Annotated in this window: 12 protein-coding genes; 6 read left to right on the top strand and 6 right to left on the bottom strand. The window is 67.2% G+C overall.

What is annotated here, in order from left to right:
* Positions 1-2 precede the first annotated feature (2 nt).
* The 6 genes from SIDU_RS16290 to SIDU_RS16265 form a co-directional block, all read right to left on the bottom strand.
* Positions 3-1139: a glycosyltransferase family 4 protein gene (locus SIDU_RS16290; protein ID WP_007689465.1), complete on the bottom strand. Its 1137-nt coding sequence runs from the start codon at positions 1137-1139 to the stop codon at positions 3-5.
* A 134-nt stretch (positions 1140-1273) separates the two neighbouring features.
* The gene (locus SIDU_RS16285; RefSeq protein WP_007689463.1) at positions 1274-2524 is read right to left on the bottom strand and encodes an outer membrane beta-barrel protein; all 1251 of its coding nucleotides are present in this window, start codon (positions 2522-2524) and stop codon (positions 1274-1276) included.
* Positions 2524-3099, bottom strand: a complete 576-nt coding sequence (locus tag SIDU_RS16280) for a polysaccharide biosynthesis/export family protein (RefSeq protein WP_007689461.1) — start codon at positions 3097-3099, stop codon at positions 2524-2526. Before SIDU_RS16280 ends, SIDU_RS16285 begins: the two co-directional genes overlap by 1 nt.
* 216 nt (positions 3100-3315) lie before the next feature.
* Positions 3316-4158: a sulfotransferase family protein gene (locus SIDU_RS16275; RefSeq protein WP_007689459.1), complete on the bottom strand. Its 843-nt coding sequence runs from the start codon at positions 4156-4158 to the stop codon at positions 3316-3318.
* Positions 4159-4174: 16 nt separating this feature from the next.
* The gene (locus SIDU_RS16270) at positions 4175-5413 is read right to left on the bottom strand and encodes a DegT/DnrJ/EryC1/StrS family aminotransferase (protein ID WP_007689457.1); all 1239 of its coding nucleotides are present in this window, start codon (positions 5411-5413) and stop codon (positions 4175-4177) included.
* Positions 5414-5428: 15 nt separating this feature from the next.
* Entirely contained in the window at positions 5429-7555 is a 2127-nt protein-coding gene (locus tag SIDU_RS16265) for a polysaccharide biosynthesis protein (RefSeq protein WP_007689455.1), read from the bottom strand.
* 401 nt (positions 7556-7956) lie between these two features.
* On the opposite strand from SIDU_RS16265, the gene SIDU_RS16260 reads away from it, so the two are divergent.
* The 6 genes from SIDU_RS16260 (at position 7957) to SIDU_RS16235 (ending at position 13805) form a co-directional block, all read left to right on the top strand.
* Positions 7957-9141 carry a glycosyltransferase family 4 protein gene (locus SIDU_RS16260; RefSeq protein WP_007689450.1) on the top strand — a complete coding sequence of 395 codons (1185 nt, stop codon included), beginning with the start codon at positions 7957-7959 and terminating at the stop codon, positions 9139-9141.
* Positions 9138-9734 (top strand): sugar transferase, encoded by a 597-nt coding sequence (locus tag SIDU_RS16255; RefSeq protein ID WP_007689448.1) that lies wholly within the window; start codon positions 9138-9140, stop codon positions 9732-9734. Before SIDU_RS16260 ends, SIDU_RS16255 begins: the two co-directional genes overlap by 4 nt.
* A complete protein-coding gene (locus tag SIDU_RS16250) occupies positions 9697-10611 on the top strand; it encodes a formyltransferase family protein (RefSeq protein ID WP_007689446.1) in 915 nt (304 codons plus the stop codon). The genes SIDU_RS16255 and SIDU_RS16250 overlap by 38 nt, the downstream gene beginning before the upstream one ends.
* 3 nt (positions 10612-10614) lie before the next feature.
* Positions 10615-11298, top strand: a complete 684-nt coding sequence (locus tag SIDU_RS16245) for a PIG-L deacetylase family protein (RefSeq protein WP_007689444.1) — start codon at positions 10615-10617, stop codon at positions 11296-11298.
* 344 nt (positions 11299-11642) lie between these two features.
* Positions 11643-12395, top strand: a complete 753-nt coding sequence (locus SIDU_RS16240; RefSeq protein ID WP_013041516.1) for a LuxR C-terminal-related transcriptional regulator — start codon at positions 11643-11645, stop codon at positions 12393-12395.
* A gap of 27 nt (positions 12396-12422) precedes the next feature.
* Positions 12423-13805, top strand: a complete 1383-nt coding sequence (locus SIDU_RS16235; RefSeq protein ID WP_007689437.1) for a lipopolysaccharide biosynthesis protein — start codon at positions 12423-12425, stop codon at positions 13803-13805.
* Positions 13806-13888 lie beyond the last annotated feature (83 nt).

Genomic DNA, 13888 nt, shown 5'->3' with positions numbered 1-13888 from the left:
GTTCATGATCCTGCCCTCACGCGATGATGGTCGAGAATGCTGGTGATGACCGACTGCCAGCGGGCGAGCACCTGGTCATGGCCGAAATCCGCCATCCGATCCCGCGCCGCCTGCCCCAGGGCAGCGCGCCGCGCCGGATCGTTGCAGAGCGCGACGATCGCTTCCCCCAGCGCCGCGCCGTCGCCATTGGGCACCAGCAGGCCGCTGCGGTCATGCTCGATCATTTCGGCCGGACCCCATTGGCAGTCGAAGGAAACGACCGGCAGGCCCGCGCCCATGGCCTCCCCCACGACGATGCCCCAGCCTTCGAAGCGGGAGGAGAGGACGAAGATGTCGGTTTGGGGAATCCAGTCGCCCGGCCTTTCCGTCACGCCGGGCAGGCTGACCCGATCCGTCAGGCCCAGCCGGTCGCGCTGCCGCTCCAGCGCGACGCGCTCCGGCCCCTCGCCCCAGATCGCCAGCTTCCAGTCAGGTATGCGCTGCGCCACATGGGCGAAGGCGTCCAGCAGCAGGTCGAATCCCTTTTGCGGCACCAGCCGCCCCACCGCGCCGATGGTGCGGCCGTCCGACCGTCGGTCCGGCGCGGCGCCGGCGGGCGGCACCGGATTGGGGATCACCCATCCCTTCACGTCCATGGCGCCCTGGAACCAGTCCATCGCCCCCTGGGTCATGGTGATGAGGCCCAGGGCGCGCGGATAGGTCATCCGCCGCAGCCGGCTCCACACCGGCCCCACCGTCTGGAGCGCGGGATTGTTGCGTTCCGACACGATCACCGGAATGCGGAGCGGCCATGCGGCAAGCACGGACAGGATGTTGGTGCGGGTGAGGAAGCTGACCACCAGTTCGGGCTGCGCCGCCTTCAACGCCCGCCGCAGCAACCTGTGCCGCCGCAGCATCGCCAGCGCGCCGGTCGCGGCGGCGCGGCGGCGCGACTTCATGCCCAGCCTGACGATCCGCACATCGGGACGATAGGGGTAATAGGATGGAGCGGACGGCTCCTCGAACGCGATCAGGCTGATCGCCCAGCCCTGCGCCGCGAAATGGTTGCAGAGCAGGCTGACGATATGTTCCGATCCGCCCGCGCCCAGCCCCGGAAGGACGAACGCGAGTCTGGGTGGCCTGGATGCTCTTACCAGCATGGCGGCGGGGTTCCTGTATGATCACGCTGTTATGCGGGCCAGTGTCCTTGGCGGGCGATCCCAAGTCCATTGCGCGAAGGGGTTAGGGGGCGGCCCTTTGGATCAGTCCTGTCCCGCCCCGGCACGGCTGCGCGTCAATAATGGATGCGCAGTTCGATGCCCCCCCGGACGCGGTCGAATTCGTCCAGCGGGACGCTGCTGTCGCGTTTGGAAAAGCGCGCTATCCCCGCGACGGCGACCCGGCGGTTGACGGCATATTCCAGCTCGCCGGTGACGCCGTAGAGATGGTCGGTGTCGTCGACCCCGAAATATTTGCTGCGGCGGTAGAGAATGCCCAACCGGCCCGTCAGATTATGCCGGATTTCCTGGTTTATTCCCAGGCGGAAGCGCATGTCCTCACGGGACTGCACGCCGGTCCGGTAGGTGGCGACATTGCCGACGAAGCCGTCCAGCGTGATGGTCGTGCGCGGGCGAGGCGCATATGTCAGGCCGATCTGCACCGACATGCGGGTCTGGGATTCGATCAGCTTGTCCTTGGCGTCCAGGCGATAGACGCCCACCGCGGCATCGCCGCGCAGCGTGCCGCCCGGATCGATGGCGATGCCCACCCGTGCGCCATAGGTCGACGCATCGCGGTTGAACTGGCCTGGCGCGGGGGCCAGCCGGAAATCGCGATGCGCCGCGACGCCCTCCACGAAGACGCTCGTCAGCGGCGACACGCGCAGCATCACCCGCGCCAGGCCGCCCACCGCATCCAGGTCGCGCTCCTCGTCGATGGCGCGGGTGTAGCGCATCCGCGCGCCGGTCGCCTTGAACAGAAATCCGATGCGCGAACCCTGATGCAGATAGGACAGGTCGCCATCCACCAGATTGAGTTCGCGCGGGCCGATATTGGGCAATGTGTTGCCCTCCGGCTCGCCCCGATCCTCTATCAGGTGCTGCCAGCTTGCGCCGACGTTCAGCCGGTCGGCGGCCGACGGGTTCCAGTTCAGCCCGGCGGCGACGCGCCCGCCGGCCGCATCTTCCTTCTCATATTGGAAATATTTGCGGAAATCCCCCTCCGCCCGGGCGGTCAGTTCCAGCGCGCCGCCCTTGCGCAGCAGGTCGACATAGGGGCGGAACTGGAGCCGGAAATCGTCCTTCTCGCCAAAGGCCTGGGCATAGATGTTGCTGTCATATTCCAGGCGCGCGCTGCCGCCGATCCTGACGGTCGCGCTGCCCAGCGACAGCGGCGTCGGTTCGAACAGCGCGGCCGGTTCCCCCTGCAAGGGTTCGGAGGCGTCCATATCCTGCGCATGGGCGTCGGGCAGCGCCGTCATCAGCAACAGGGCGGCCGCTCCCCCGGAGGCCCGACCCAGGACCGGGCCGAAGACCGGGCGGGCCATCAAAACCACTTCTCATAGATGCGCAGCGTGTCGCCCGGCTGGATCATGTCGCGCTCGCCCGCCCGGCCGACCACCTGCCGCCCGTCGACCATGCGGGTGATGGCGACGCTGCCCTGTTCGGCGCGAAAGGTATATCCGCCCGCCACCGACACCGCCGCCAGCACCGACATGCCCGCGCGATATTGATATTCGCCGGGACTCTTCACCTCGCCCAGCACATAAAAGGGACGCAATCTCACTGGCTGGACGCTGACGGTCGGGGCATTGAGCAACTGGCGCTGGGTCAGTTGGCTGGCGATGCTGGCCTGCAATTCCGGGACCGTCTTGCCGCCCGCGTCGACATCGCCCAGCACCGGCAGCGAAATCTGGCCGCGATCGTTGATCGTGTAGCTGCCCTCGCCGGAATCGGCCCCGCTGAGGCCCGGAATCGCCACCCGCACCTCGTCCCCCGCGCCCAGGCGATAGGCGACGGTCGGGGCAGGCGGCAGGCTGGCGAGGCCGGACAGCCCGCTCGAACAGGCGGTGCTCAGGGCGAAAAAGCCAAGGAAAATGCCATGGTGAAGCCGGTTGCGCATCTGCGTCCCCTCTCGATGGATAGGGCGGAAGTTTAAGCCCTTAGGCTGATTCAGGGGCGGGCAATAACGGATCGCGGGCGGGCAAAAAGGGGCGAGGGGCGGGGCGCTTTGGGGGTGATTCGAAGGAGGCGTTCCTGACATGTCGTGCTCCTGCGAAGGCAGGAGCCCAGTTCGGACGGTGGGACTGGGCTCCTGCCTTCGCAGGAGCCCATACCGTCAAGCCGCCAGCCGCCTGTCCTGCCGCCAATGGCTGAGATCTCGTCCGATCAGCTCCTCCAGATCGGCAATGTCCCGCGCATAATAGTCGACCATGCGCCGGCGCAGCGCCGGGGCGAGCGGCGGATAGGCGATCTGCCGCGCGAACGCGCCGCGCACCCGTTCGAACACCGCATTGCCGCGCAGGGGCCGCACCGCCTCCTTCAGCGGCGCCAGCGCGGTGCGCACCGGCAGGGGCAGAAATCTTTCGCTGCTGTCGTTGCGGGGATCGGCGCCCACCTGCGTCGAATAATGGCAGGGCGCGCCGATATGGTCGCTGACGATGGCGACGCTCGCTTCCGGCGCGGCCTTCACATCCTCGAACAGCAGCACCTTGATCTGCTCCGCATCGAAATGGGCGAGCCAGCGGCGCAGATGCTTCGCGTAAAGCCCATCCTCCAGGAAGCGCGGGTGGTCGCTGGGGCGGCCGTCCAGATAATGGTCCGGCCCCTTCGTCACCGTGCCGCGCCGGAACAGCATCTTGTAATCGGAATAGGCCCGGTCGACCGGGTTGCGAAGCTGCACCACCAGCCGCGCCCTGGGCAGGACGGCGGCAAGGCGGGCGGGCGCGTCCGGATGGGCGAGATAGTCGGCCGACTTTTCCCCCAGCATCTGGTCGGGCCGCGCCCCGTCGAAGAAACGGCGATAATGGTCGAGGCCACGATCGAAATCCTGGCTGAAGAAATGCGGTTCCGGCGCGGGCAGGTAGATGGCCGGATTGTCCTGAAGCTGGTTGTGGATCCAGGTCGTCGCGCCCTTGACGGCGCCGATGATGACGAAATGCGGCAGGCGGTCGTTGGTCATTGTCTCTTCCCTTTCGTCAGCGATCCTGTTCTGCGAGGGCGATCGCAAGGCAGTTGGCGAGCCGCTGCATGTCCGCATCGTCCAGCAGATGGTCGACCGGGAAAGCGATGCTGCGGCGGCCCTGATCCTGCGCAACGGACAGCATGCCGTCCCGGCGCACATCCATGGCGGCAAAGGCAGCCTCCCGCGTCATGTCGGCGCAGGAACCGCTGCCGACCGGCATGCCCATGCGCGCCATCCGGTCGATGACCGGCGCGGTCCCGCCTTCGCCCAGCCGGTCGGCGGTGATGGTGACGTAAAGCCGGTAGAAGGCATGGCCCACATGGCCCGGTATCTCCGGCACCTCCACGCCCGGAACGGCGCGCAACAAAGGCATCAGCGCCTGCGCGTTGCGGCGGCGGCGGACGAGCCAGCCGGGCAGCTTGGCAAGCTGCGCCCGGCCGATGGCGGCCTGCATTTCGGTCATCCGCCAGTTGCTGCCGAAACTGTCGTGCAGGTAGCGGAAGCCGCTGGCCGGGGCGGGCGCGAAGAATTTGTCGGGATTCTTGCCATGATCCTTATAGGCCCAGGCCCGCTTCCAATGCGCTTCGTCGCGCAGCAGCAGCATGCCCCCTTCCCCGCCGGTCGACATGATCTTGTCGGTGCAGAAGGAGAAGGCGGCGGCATCCCCGAAGCCGCCCACGGGCCGGCCGCGCAGCGTCGCGCCGTGCGCCTGCGCGCAATCCTCGACCAGCCACAGCCCCTTTTCATCGGCCAGCGCCCGAAGCGCATCCATGTCGCAGGGCCAGCCCGCCAGATGCACGCATATTATCGCCCGGCTGCGCGGCGACAGCATGCGGCGGACCGACGCCGGATCGATATTGTTGCTGACCGGATCGATGTCGGCGAAGACCGGCGTGGCGCCCACCGCGACGATGCAGGCCGCGCTGGCGAAGAAGCTGCGCGAAGGCAGGATCACTTCGTCGCCCGCGCCGATGCCCAGCGCCCGCAGCGCCAGTTCCAGCGCCACCGTGCCGTTGCTGACCGCAATGCCGTGGGGCATGCCGCAAAAGGCCGCGAACTCGGCTTCGAAGGCGCGACCCTGCTCGCCATGGACCATGGAATTCACCCGCCCGGTCTCCAGAACATGCGTCGCCGCCGCGATCTCGTCGGCCTCATGCTGCGGCCAGCGCAGCGTCGGATGGTCGAGCGGGCTGAGGCGGGTCGGGCTGGCGCGGGGCGCGATCCGGGCTGGGGCTGGCGCGGCTTGCATCATGGTTCCTCCGGAAGGTCAGGCGACATCGCGCGGCAGCGGCGAGGACAGGGCGGCCGGAATGTCCGCCGGGCGCGGCGGCATCATCAGCAGCGTGTCGGAACTTTCCGCCGCCAGCCGCCGCAATATCTCCGCCCAGCGCGAACTGGCCGAGGCAGCGACCATCTCGTGCGTCAGCCGCACCAGCTCGTCCGCGTCGCCCGCCGCGATCAGCCGGGCGAGCTGGGCGAAGCCCTCCACCAGCATCTCCAGCGGGATGGGCGAGGGCATCGCCTCGAAAATGCCGGGAATGGCGCTTTCGATCTTGTCCTCGCTGCTGTCGAACAATTCCTCGAACAGCTTTTCGCCGGGACGCAGGCCGATGAACCTGATCGGCACGTCGATCTCCGGCCGCAGCCCCGCCATGCGGATGACGCGGCGGGCGATCTCCACGATCTTCACCGGCTCCCCCATGTCGAGGACGAAGATGGTACCGCGTTCCGAATCCGTCTCCAATGCGCGGGCGCTGCTTTGCAGGATCAGCAGCACCGCCTCCTGCACGGTCATGAAGAAGCGTTCGATGTCGGGATGGGTGACGGTCAGCGGCTTGCCGTTCGCCAGTTGCTGCTGGAACAGCGGGATCAGCGATCCGCTGGACCCCAGCACATTGCCGAAGCGCACCGTCAGGAAGCGCGGACTGTCCGGATCGCAACTGCCGATCAGGTCCAGCGCCTGGCAATAGAGTTCGCCCAGCCGCTTGGTGGCGCCCATCAGGCCGACGGGGTTCACCGCCTTGTCGGTCGACACCTGGATCATCGCCCGCGCCTCGAACTCGCAGACCGCGTCCGCGACGTTGCGGGTGCCCAGCACATTGGTGTGCACCCCGGCGCAGGGATTGGCCTCCACCATCGGCACGTGCTTCAGCGCGGCGGCGTGGAAGACGATCTGCGGCCGCCGCCGCTCGAAAACCTGCCAGAGGGCGGGGCGCTGGCGGATGGAGCAGAGTTCGGCGTGGAAGCGGATATGGGGGAATTTCTCCCGCGCCTCCATCTCTATGGCGTAGAGATTATATTCGCTGTGATCGAGCAGCACGATCTCCGCCGGGGAATAATAGGCAAGCTGGCGCACCAGTTCGCCGCCGATCGTGCCGCCCGCGCCCGTCACCATGATCCGCGCCCCGGTGACGACCCGTTCCAGATAGCTGTGCTGCACGGTGATTTCCGGACGCCCCAGCAGTTCGGCGAGCGGCATCTTCTCTATCGCCATGCGGTCGCCGTCCATGGATTGGGCGCTGGTCCAGGGATTGCGGAAGCGCGAGACGACCAGATTTTCCTGCTCGGCCAGGCTGGCGATGCGCAATATCTGCTGCCGGTCGAGCCGCTCGCTGCTTTCCTGCACCACCAGGCTGACCGGACGCTTGCCCGCGCGGTCGAGGTCCGCCACGATCCGGGGCAGCATCTCCGGCGATCCCAATATCGGCAGGCCGCCGACATGCAGCCGCCGGTCATGCCCGTCGAAGGAGATGACGCCGACGATCTCCAGCCCCGAATGCGCCTCGGTGGGGACAAGATCCGCCATCACGCGCGCCCAATCCAGTTCGCCCAGCAACAGGATGCGGCGGCGCGCCTGCACCGTCCGGCGCAGCCGCGCCGCCCGGACATGCTTGAAGAACTGCCGCCGCAGCACGCGCACCGCCAGCAGCGCCGCGACGGTCAGCGGCACGTCGACGGTCAGGAAGACGGTCATCGGGCCGCGCATCATCTTCTGCGGCGCCAGCAACCCGGCGGTGATCATCCAGATGAGCCAACTGCTGGCGAGCAGGCTGGCCGCCAGCGACAGCGCGTCCCCGATCGACAGGAAGCGCCAGCTTTGTCGATAGGTGCCGACGACGAACAGCACGCTGAGGTTCACGCCGACGAACAGCGCCATGAACCAGGGGTCCAGCAGCGTCCGGGGCATGGGCAGGTCGGACAGGATCAGGCGGGAAAGAACGAAGCTGCCCAGCATGATGAGCGCGTCCAGCGCCAGGATGACGGCCAGCCTGATCGCCCAGAAGCGCGTGGCGCCCCGCGCCGCGAAAGCGCGGACGGCGGCATCCAGCCGCAGGAGGGGCGTTTCCGCAGCGGCTTCCGCCCCATTCTGCCCGGCTGGCGCGATATTCGGCATTCGCTTGTCTCCGATTTCGGGCGCTTGTCTACGAACCCTTGGTCCGCCGGTTGCGATGGAAGAGGGTTGCCTGGAGGCGTTGCCCTGCATGCCCGCCGCAACCGACGGTAGGCATCAGGCTATCGAAACAGGGGCTTCCCGGTAATCGATCGACCGGACATCATCCTTTATCCCTTGCGCGGCGCGGCCGGTGCGGGCGATCTCCCCTTATGGCTATGTCGCCAGTGCCGTCGTGCCACCGCGGGGCCGCGCCGTGCGCGGAGGGGATGCCGCCTGCCTCAAAGGGGTATCTACCGATGCACCGCAAAATGTGGCGACAGGGCGTGCTATCCCACCCAATGATGTGTTCCTGCGCAGGCAGGAACGCGAAAAGTCAGGCCAGCCAGAGAGGCATATGCGCCATGAAAGTCGTGATCCTCTCCAGCCTGTCCTGGTCGCTGGTCAACTTCCGCGGGGCGCTGATCGCCCGGATGATCGAGGAGGGGCATGAGGTCGTCGCCTGCGCCCCGGACGAGGAACCGGAGGTGCTGGCCAGGCTGGCGGGCATGGGCGTGCGCTTTCGCCGGACGCCCATGGCGCGGGCGGGCACCAATCCGCTGCATGACCTGCGCACCCTGCTCCATTACCGGCGGCTGATGCGGGCGGAGCGGCCCGATGTCGTCATCGCCTATACGCAAAAGCCGATCATCTATGGCGGGTTGGCCGCCCGCCTGTGGAGCCGGGCGCGCTATTTCGCGATCATGAGCGGCCTTGGCTATGTCTTCAGCGAGGAAGCCGACGGCCGCCGCTGGCTGCGGGCCGTCGTGTCGCGGCTTTACCGGATCGGCGTCTCCCGGGCGCGCTGCATCTTCGTGTTCAACGGCGACGATCATCGCCTGATGCGCGAAAGCGGGATCGTCTCGCCGGCGCAAAGGGTCATGCAGGTTGCCGGTTCCGGCATCGACATCCGGCACTTCGCCGAACGGCCCCTGCCCGAAGGCCCCTTCACCTTCCTGATGATGGGCCGGTTGATGCGCGACAAGGGCGTGGGCGAATATGTCGAGGCCGCCCGGATCGTCCGCGCAAGCCGCCCGGAGGTCCGCTTCCTGCTGCTGACCCGGCCGGAGGCGGAAAATCCGACCGGCTATACCGCGGCCGATCTGGAGCAATGGCGGCAAGCCGGGCTGATCGAATTCCTGCCCGAAACCCGCGACGTGCGGCCCTTCATCGCGGCCGCCCACGCCTTCGTTCTGCCGTCCTTCTACCGGGAGGGCCTACCCCGCACGATATTGGAGGCGCTGGCGACCGGACGGCCGGTCATCACCACCGACATGCCCGGCTGCCGGGAGCCGATCCGCCACGGCGTCAACGGCCTGCTCGTGCCGCCCCGTGACGGGCCTGCGCTGGCCGCCGCCATGGAAAGGATGATCGCCCAACCGGAGCGCGTCGCCGCCATGGCCGCAGCGGCGCGGCGGACGGCGGTCGACATCTATGATGTGGACAAGGTGAACGCCATGCTGCTGGACGTCATGCAATTGCGCTGCGCGGCCAGCGCGACGCCCGTGCCCGCGCCTCCACCCGCGCTGCTGGTGCCGGAAGGCGCATGACCGCCCGCCTGCGCCCGGCGGGATTGCTGGCGATCGCCCTTCTCGCGCTGTTGTCCCCGCTGCTGCTGCTGCTGTCCCTGCTGGTGCTGATCGGCCTGGGGCGGCCGGTGCTGTTTCGCCAGGCCCGAAGCGGCCTGGGCGGGCGGCCCTTCGCCATGATCAAGTTCCGCAGCATGCGCGACCTGCGCGACGGCCAGGGCGCCCTGCTGCCCGATGCGCAGCGGATCACGGCGGTGGGGCGGTTCCTGCGGCGCTCCCGGCTGGACGAGTTGCCCGAACTGATCAACATCGCGCGCGGCGAGATGGATTTCGTCGGCCCCCGGCCCCTGCTGCCCCACAGCATCGCCGCCATGGGCCGCGACGGCGTGGAGCGGGGCAAGGTGCGGCCGGGCCTGACCGGCCTGGCGCAGGTCAGCGGCAACACGCTGCTGAGCGTCGAGGAAAAGCTGCGCTTCGACCTCTGCTATGTGCGCCGCCGCAGCGCCCGCCTGGACGCGCAGATCATCGCCCGCACGGTGCTGGTCGTGATCGGCGGCGAAAAAAGGATAGACTGGCATGCCGACGAAGCGCGCCCTCCTCATCGGGGCGGTTGAAACCACGCGGATCGCCTTCGAGGCGATCGCCCGCCATCCGGCATGGGACATGGCCGCCATCGTCACGCTCGATCCCGCGCTGGCCGGGCGCCATTCCGATTATGTCGACCTGGAGCCGGCGGCGCGGGAGCGGGGCTGCCCGGTCATCCATGTCGACAATATCAACCGGGAGGAAGCGCTGGCCGCGATCCGCGACGCGGGCGCCGACATCGCCTTCGTCATGGGCTGGTCCCAGATTTGCGGGCCCGCCTTCCGCGCGCTCTTTCCCGACCGGGCGATCGGCTATCATCCCGCCGCCCTGCCCCGGCTGCGCGGCCGGGCCGCCATTCCTTGGACGATATTGCAGCAGGAACCGATCACCGCCGGAACCCTGTTCTGGATCGATGCGGGCACGGACACGGGCGACATAGCCGATCAGCAATTCTTCCATGTCGCGCCGGACGAAACGGCGGCCACGCTCTATGCCAAGCATATGCGAGCGCTGGCCGTCATGTTCGACCGCATGCTGGAGCGGATCGCGGCGGGGGAGATGCCGCGCACGGCGCAGGACGAAGGCTGCGCCACCTGGGCGGCGCGCCGGACCCCTGCGGACGGGCTGATCGACTGGCGGCGGCCGGCCGGCGACGTGCTGCGCCTGATCCGCGCCGCCGGCCATCCCTATCCCGGCGCCTTCACCCGGCTGGACGGCGCGGACCTCAGGATCTGGGCGGCGGCGCCGTCCGACATGGGCTGGCGTCATGCGGCCCTGCCGGGACAGGTCGTGGCGCGAACGGCGGAGGGCTTCACCATCCTCTGCGGCCAGGCCACCGCCCTTGCCGTCACGCAATGGAGCGGTCCTGACAAGCCGCCGAAACTCCACGCCATTTTGGGGGAATAGCCGATGTCGCTGCCTTTCAACGCCCGACGGGTCGCGGTGGTCGCGCCCCATCCCGACGATGAGATATTGGGTTGCGGCGGCACCATGGCGCGGGCGGCGGCAGCGGGGGCCGAGGTGCATGTCGTCGTCGTCACCCGCGGCCAGCCGCCGCTGTTCGACGAGGAACTGGTGCGGCGGATACGCTCCGAAACGCTGCAGGCGCACGGGACGATCGGCGTGGCCGACACCTGCTTCCTGGATTTCCCGGCCGCCGGGCTGGACCAGGTCAGGCGCAGCGAGCTGAATGCGGCGCTGTCGGACGCGCTGTCGCGGATCGCGCCCGACCTGCTGCTGATCCCCTTCATCGGCGACATCCATCTGGACCATCAGATCGTCTTCAACGCCGCGCTGGTCCACGCCCGGCCGCGAGGGCCGGGCGGGCCAAGCTGCGTCCTGGCCTATGAGACTCTGTCGGAAACCAACTGGCTAGCCCCCGGCGTCACGCCCGCCTTCATCCCCAACATGTTCGTCGACATCAGCGAGACGATAGAGCGCAAGATCGCCGCCTTCCAGGCGTTCCGGAGCCAAGTGAAACCCAGCCCCGACGAACGGTCGATAGAGGCCATTCGCGCCCTCGCGACGCTGCGCGGCGCGACGGTCTATCGCCAGGCGGCCGAAGCATTTGTTCTGGTGCGACAAATAGATTAACCTGGATTACTTTCCGCCCGAATCGATCCGGATGCGAAACGGCGCGGGCGATTCCCGGCTAGACCATTCGCGATAACACCAAAGTAGTAAGCTGGGCTGCCGCAGGTGCGGCATATTTTCGCAATGGCGTGAAAAATTCAGCAGATTAACAATATGTTAACGCCTTATTGCGCGCACCCGAAATTTCCATTGAACATATCGGGACTCTCGCGGCAAAAATATGCTACTGATAAGTTGTTGAAACAAAAAGAAAGGGTCGCACTACAGGCATTTGATTACTGGTCTTCTACATTCCGTTTGGGGCCTGCTTACGGGGGTAGAGGAGATCATGAGGGGACTACCCAATGTCTTACCCAGTTAATGTGCGTCTGTTGTGCGGTAATGCAATCGTTCGGGAGGGGCTCAGCCGCATCCTGATTGAACGGGATTTCCGCGTAACCCAATATCCCAATATCGCCGCGGCGCTTCAACAGGTTGAGGTGCCGGAGGAGGATACGGGCCCGTCCCTGTTGCTGATCGACGACGGGACCGAAGCGATGGACATAGAAACGCTTTCGGTTCTGCAGAAACGTTTTCCCTGTTCCTATCTCGTCCTGCTGTCCGACAGGTTCGATTTCCAGATCATGCTCAAGGCTTTCCGGCTCGGGGCGCTGGCCTATATCGTCAAGGAAATCTCCTGCGACCGGCTGGTGGCGACGCTGCGGCTGGTGGCCATGGGCGAGCGCGTCCTTCCTCCGCAACTGGCGGACGAGCTGCAATCCCGGCCCAGCCTGACCGACGCGCTGGAGGTCGAACGCCCGGTGGACGCGGCCTGCCTGTCCGACCGGGAACTGGAAATCCTGCGCTGGCTGATCATGGGATGCCCGAACAAGGTCATTTCCAAGCGGATGGACATCAGCGAGGCGACCGTGAAGGTCCATGTGAAGGCCGTGCTGCGCAAGCTGCGCGTCAAGAACCGGACCCAGGCGGCGATCTGGGCAGCCAATCACGGCATGCGCGGACGCGTGGCGGAGGTCGAACCCGAACTGCCCGTCGCCATCCCCCATCCGACGCAATTGCCTGTCCTGGAACTGGCGGGGCTGGCCAGCCGCGCCTGATCTTCACGACCCCATGGGGGGATCGTCATGGCATATGATGTGAAGGGCGCGCTCGCCGCACGCGCCTTGCCGATGCTGCGCGGCCGGTTCGCGGGTTTCCTGGTCAAGGGAAGCCGGGGCCGGCTGATCGCGGTGGGACATTTGCTGTCGGGCAATTTCCTGAACGCGCTGATCATGCTGGTCAGCGTGGCGATGGCGGCCCGATCGCTGGGACCGGCGACCTATGGCGTCATGGTTCTGGTCCTGTCCTATAATCGCGTGGTCGAACGAATCCTGCGCTTCGAATCCTGGCAGCCGCTGATCCGCTTCGCGGTGGAGGAAGAAGCCAGGGGTTCGCCGCGACGGATGCAGCGGCTGTACTGCTATGGCCTGATGCTGGACATGGGCGCCGCTGCGGTGGCGGCGTTCAGCGCCGTCGGGCTGGCATGGCTGTTCGGGCCGCTCTTTGGCCTTCAGCCCCTGCATGTCGAGCTGGTGGCGATCTATTCGGTCGCGACCCTGTTCAACATCGCGGGCGTGCCGACCGCCGCGTTGCGCCTGTCGGGCCAGTTCAAGATGCTGGCCTATGCGCAGGTGGCGGGCAATGTGCTGCGCATCCTGCTCGCCTTCCTCTGCATGGTGACGCATGCCGGCCTGGTCGGCTTCATGGTGGCGTGGACGGCGTCGCAGGCGCTGGGTTCGGTCCTGGTCTTCTGGGTCGGATTCCGCGCCTTGAGAAAGATGGGGATACCCAATCCGCTGCATGCCCGGCTGAAGGGCCTGGCAAGGGATTTTCCGGGCTTCTTCGGTTTTGCCTGTTCGACCAACCTTTCGCTGACCCTGCGCGTCATCACCACGGAAGCGGACTCGCTGTTCGTCGGCGCGGTGGCGGGCAGTTCGGCCGCGGCGGTCTATTATCTCGCCAAGCGCATCGCGAAGGTCGCGACGCAGGTGGGCGCGCAGGTGCAGGCGGTCGTCTATCCCGATGTCGCGCGCATGTGGGCGAACGGCAGTGTCCGGACCTTCCGGGCGGCGACGCTGCAGGTGCAGATGGCGCTGGCGGCGGTCGGCCTCGCCATGCTGGCGGGCGCCTGGCTGCTGGGGCCGCTGCTCATCCGGGTCGGGCCGGGCGCGGCCTATTCGGAAACCTATATCCTGCTGCTGACGCAGTTGGTCGCCGTGATGCTGATGCTGCATGCCGCGCCGTCCCGCTCGGCGATGCTGGCGATGAACCGGAGCTGGGCGGTCCTTGCGATCTCCGGCTTCGGCACGGCGCTGTTCGTGGCGGTCGCGGCCTATGCCGTTCCCCGTTACGGACCCATTGGCGGGAACATGGCCCATGTGATGCTGGGCGTGGTGACGGCGGTGCTGCTGGACGTCGCCTGGTTGCGGCGGGCAAGGGTGCGGCCGGTCGCGGCGAGCATGGGCTGAGCCGGATCGGGCGTCGACCGGCCCGGCACATTTCCATCCCCACAAATCCTAGGACCGATCGACATTCAGTTCAGGGCGAGCCG

This window comes from Sphingobium indicum B90A (genome assembly GCF_000264945.2).
Taxonomy (GTDB): domain Bacteria; phylum Pseudomonadota; class Alphaproteobacteria; order Sphingomonadales; family Sphingomonadaceae; genus Sphingobium; species Sphingobium indicum.
The sequence above is the reverse complement of the archived record's forward strand: the minus strand, read 5'-3'. Positions and strand labels throughout refer to the sequence as shown.

Coding starts and splice junctions, on each gene's coding strand:
- SIDU_RS16290 (WP_007689465.1), bottom strand. CDS start 1,139: ATGCTGGTAAGAGCATCCAGGCCACCCAGACTCGCGTTCGTCCTTCCG.
- SIDU_RS16285 (WP_007689463.1), bottom strand. CDS start 2,524: ATGGCCCGCCCGGTCTTCGGCCCGGTCCTGGGTCGGGCCTCCGGGGGA.
- SIDU_RS16280 (WP_007689461.1), bottom strand. CDS start 3,099: ATGCGCAACCGGCTTCACCATGGCATTTTCCTTGGCTTTTTCGCCCTG.
- SIDU_RS16275 (WP_007689459.1), bottom strand. CDS start 4,158: ATGACCAACGACCGCCTGCCGCATTTCGTCATCATCGGCGCCGTCAAG.
- SIDU_RS16270 (WP_007689457.1), bottom strand. CDS start 5,413: ATGATGCAAGCCGCGCCAGCCCCAGCCCGGATCGCGCCCCGCGCCAGC.
- SIDU_RS16265 (WP_007689455.1), bottom strand. CDS start 7,555: ATGCCGAATATCGCGCCAGCCGGGCAGAATGGGGCGGAAGCCGCTGCG.
- SIDU_RS16260 (WP_007689450.1), top strand. CDS start 7,957: ATGAAAGTCGTGATCCTCTCCAGCCTGTCCTGGTCGCTGGTCAACTTC.
- SIDU_RS16255 (WP_007689448.1), top strand. CDS start 9,138: ATGACCGCCCGCCTGCGCCCGGCGGGATTGCTGGCGATCGCCCTTCTC.
- SIDU_RS16250 (WP_007689446.1), top strand. CDS start 9,697: ATGCCGACGAAGCGCGCCCTCCTCATCGGGGCGGTTGAAACCACGCGG.
- SIDU_RS16245 (WP_007689444.1), top strand. CDS start 10,615: ATGTCGCTGCCTTTCAACGCCCGACGGGTCGCGGTGGTCGCGCCCCAT.
- SIDU_RS16240 (WP_013041516.1), top strand. CDS start 11,643: ATGTCTTACCCAGTTAATGTGCGTCTGTTGTGCGGTAATGCAATCGTT.
- SIDU_RS16235 (WP_007689437.1), top strand. CDS start 12,423: ATGGCATATGATGTGAAGGGCGCGCTCGCCGCACGCGCCTTGCCGATG.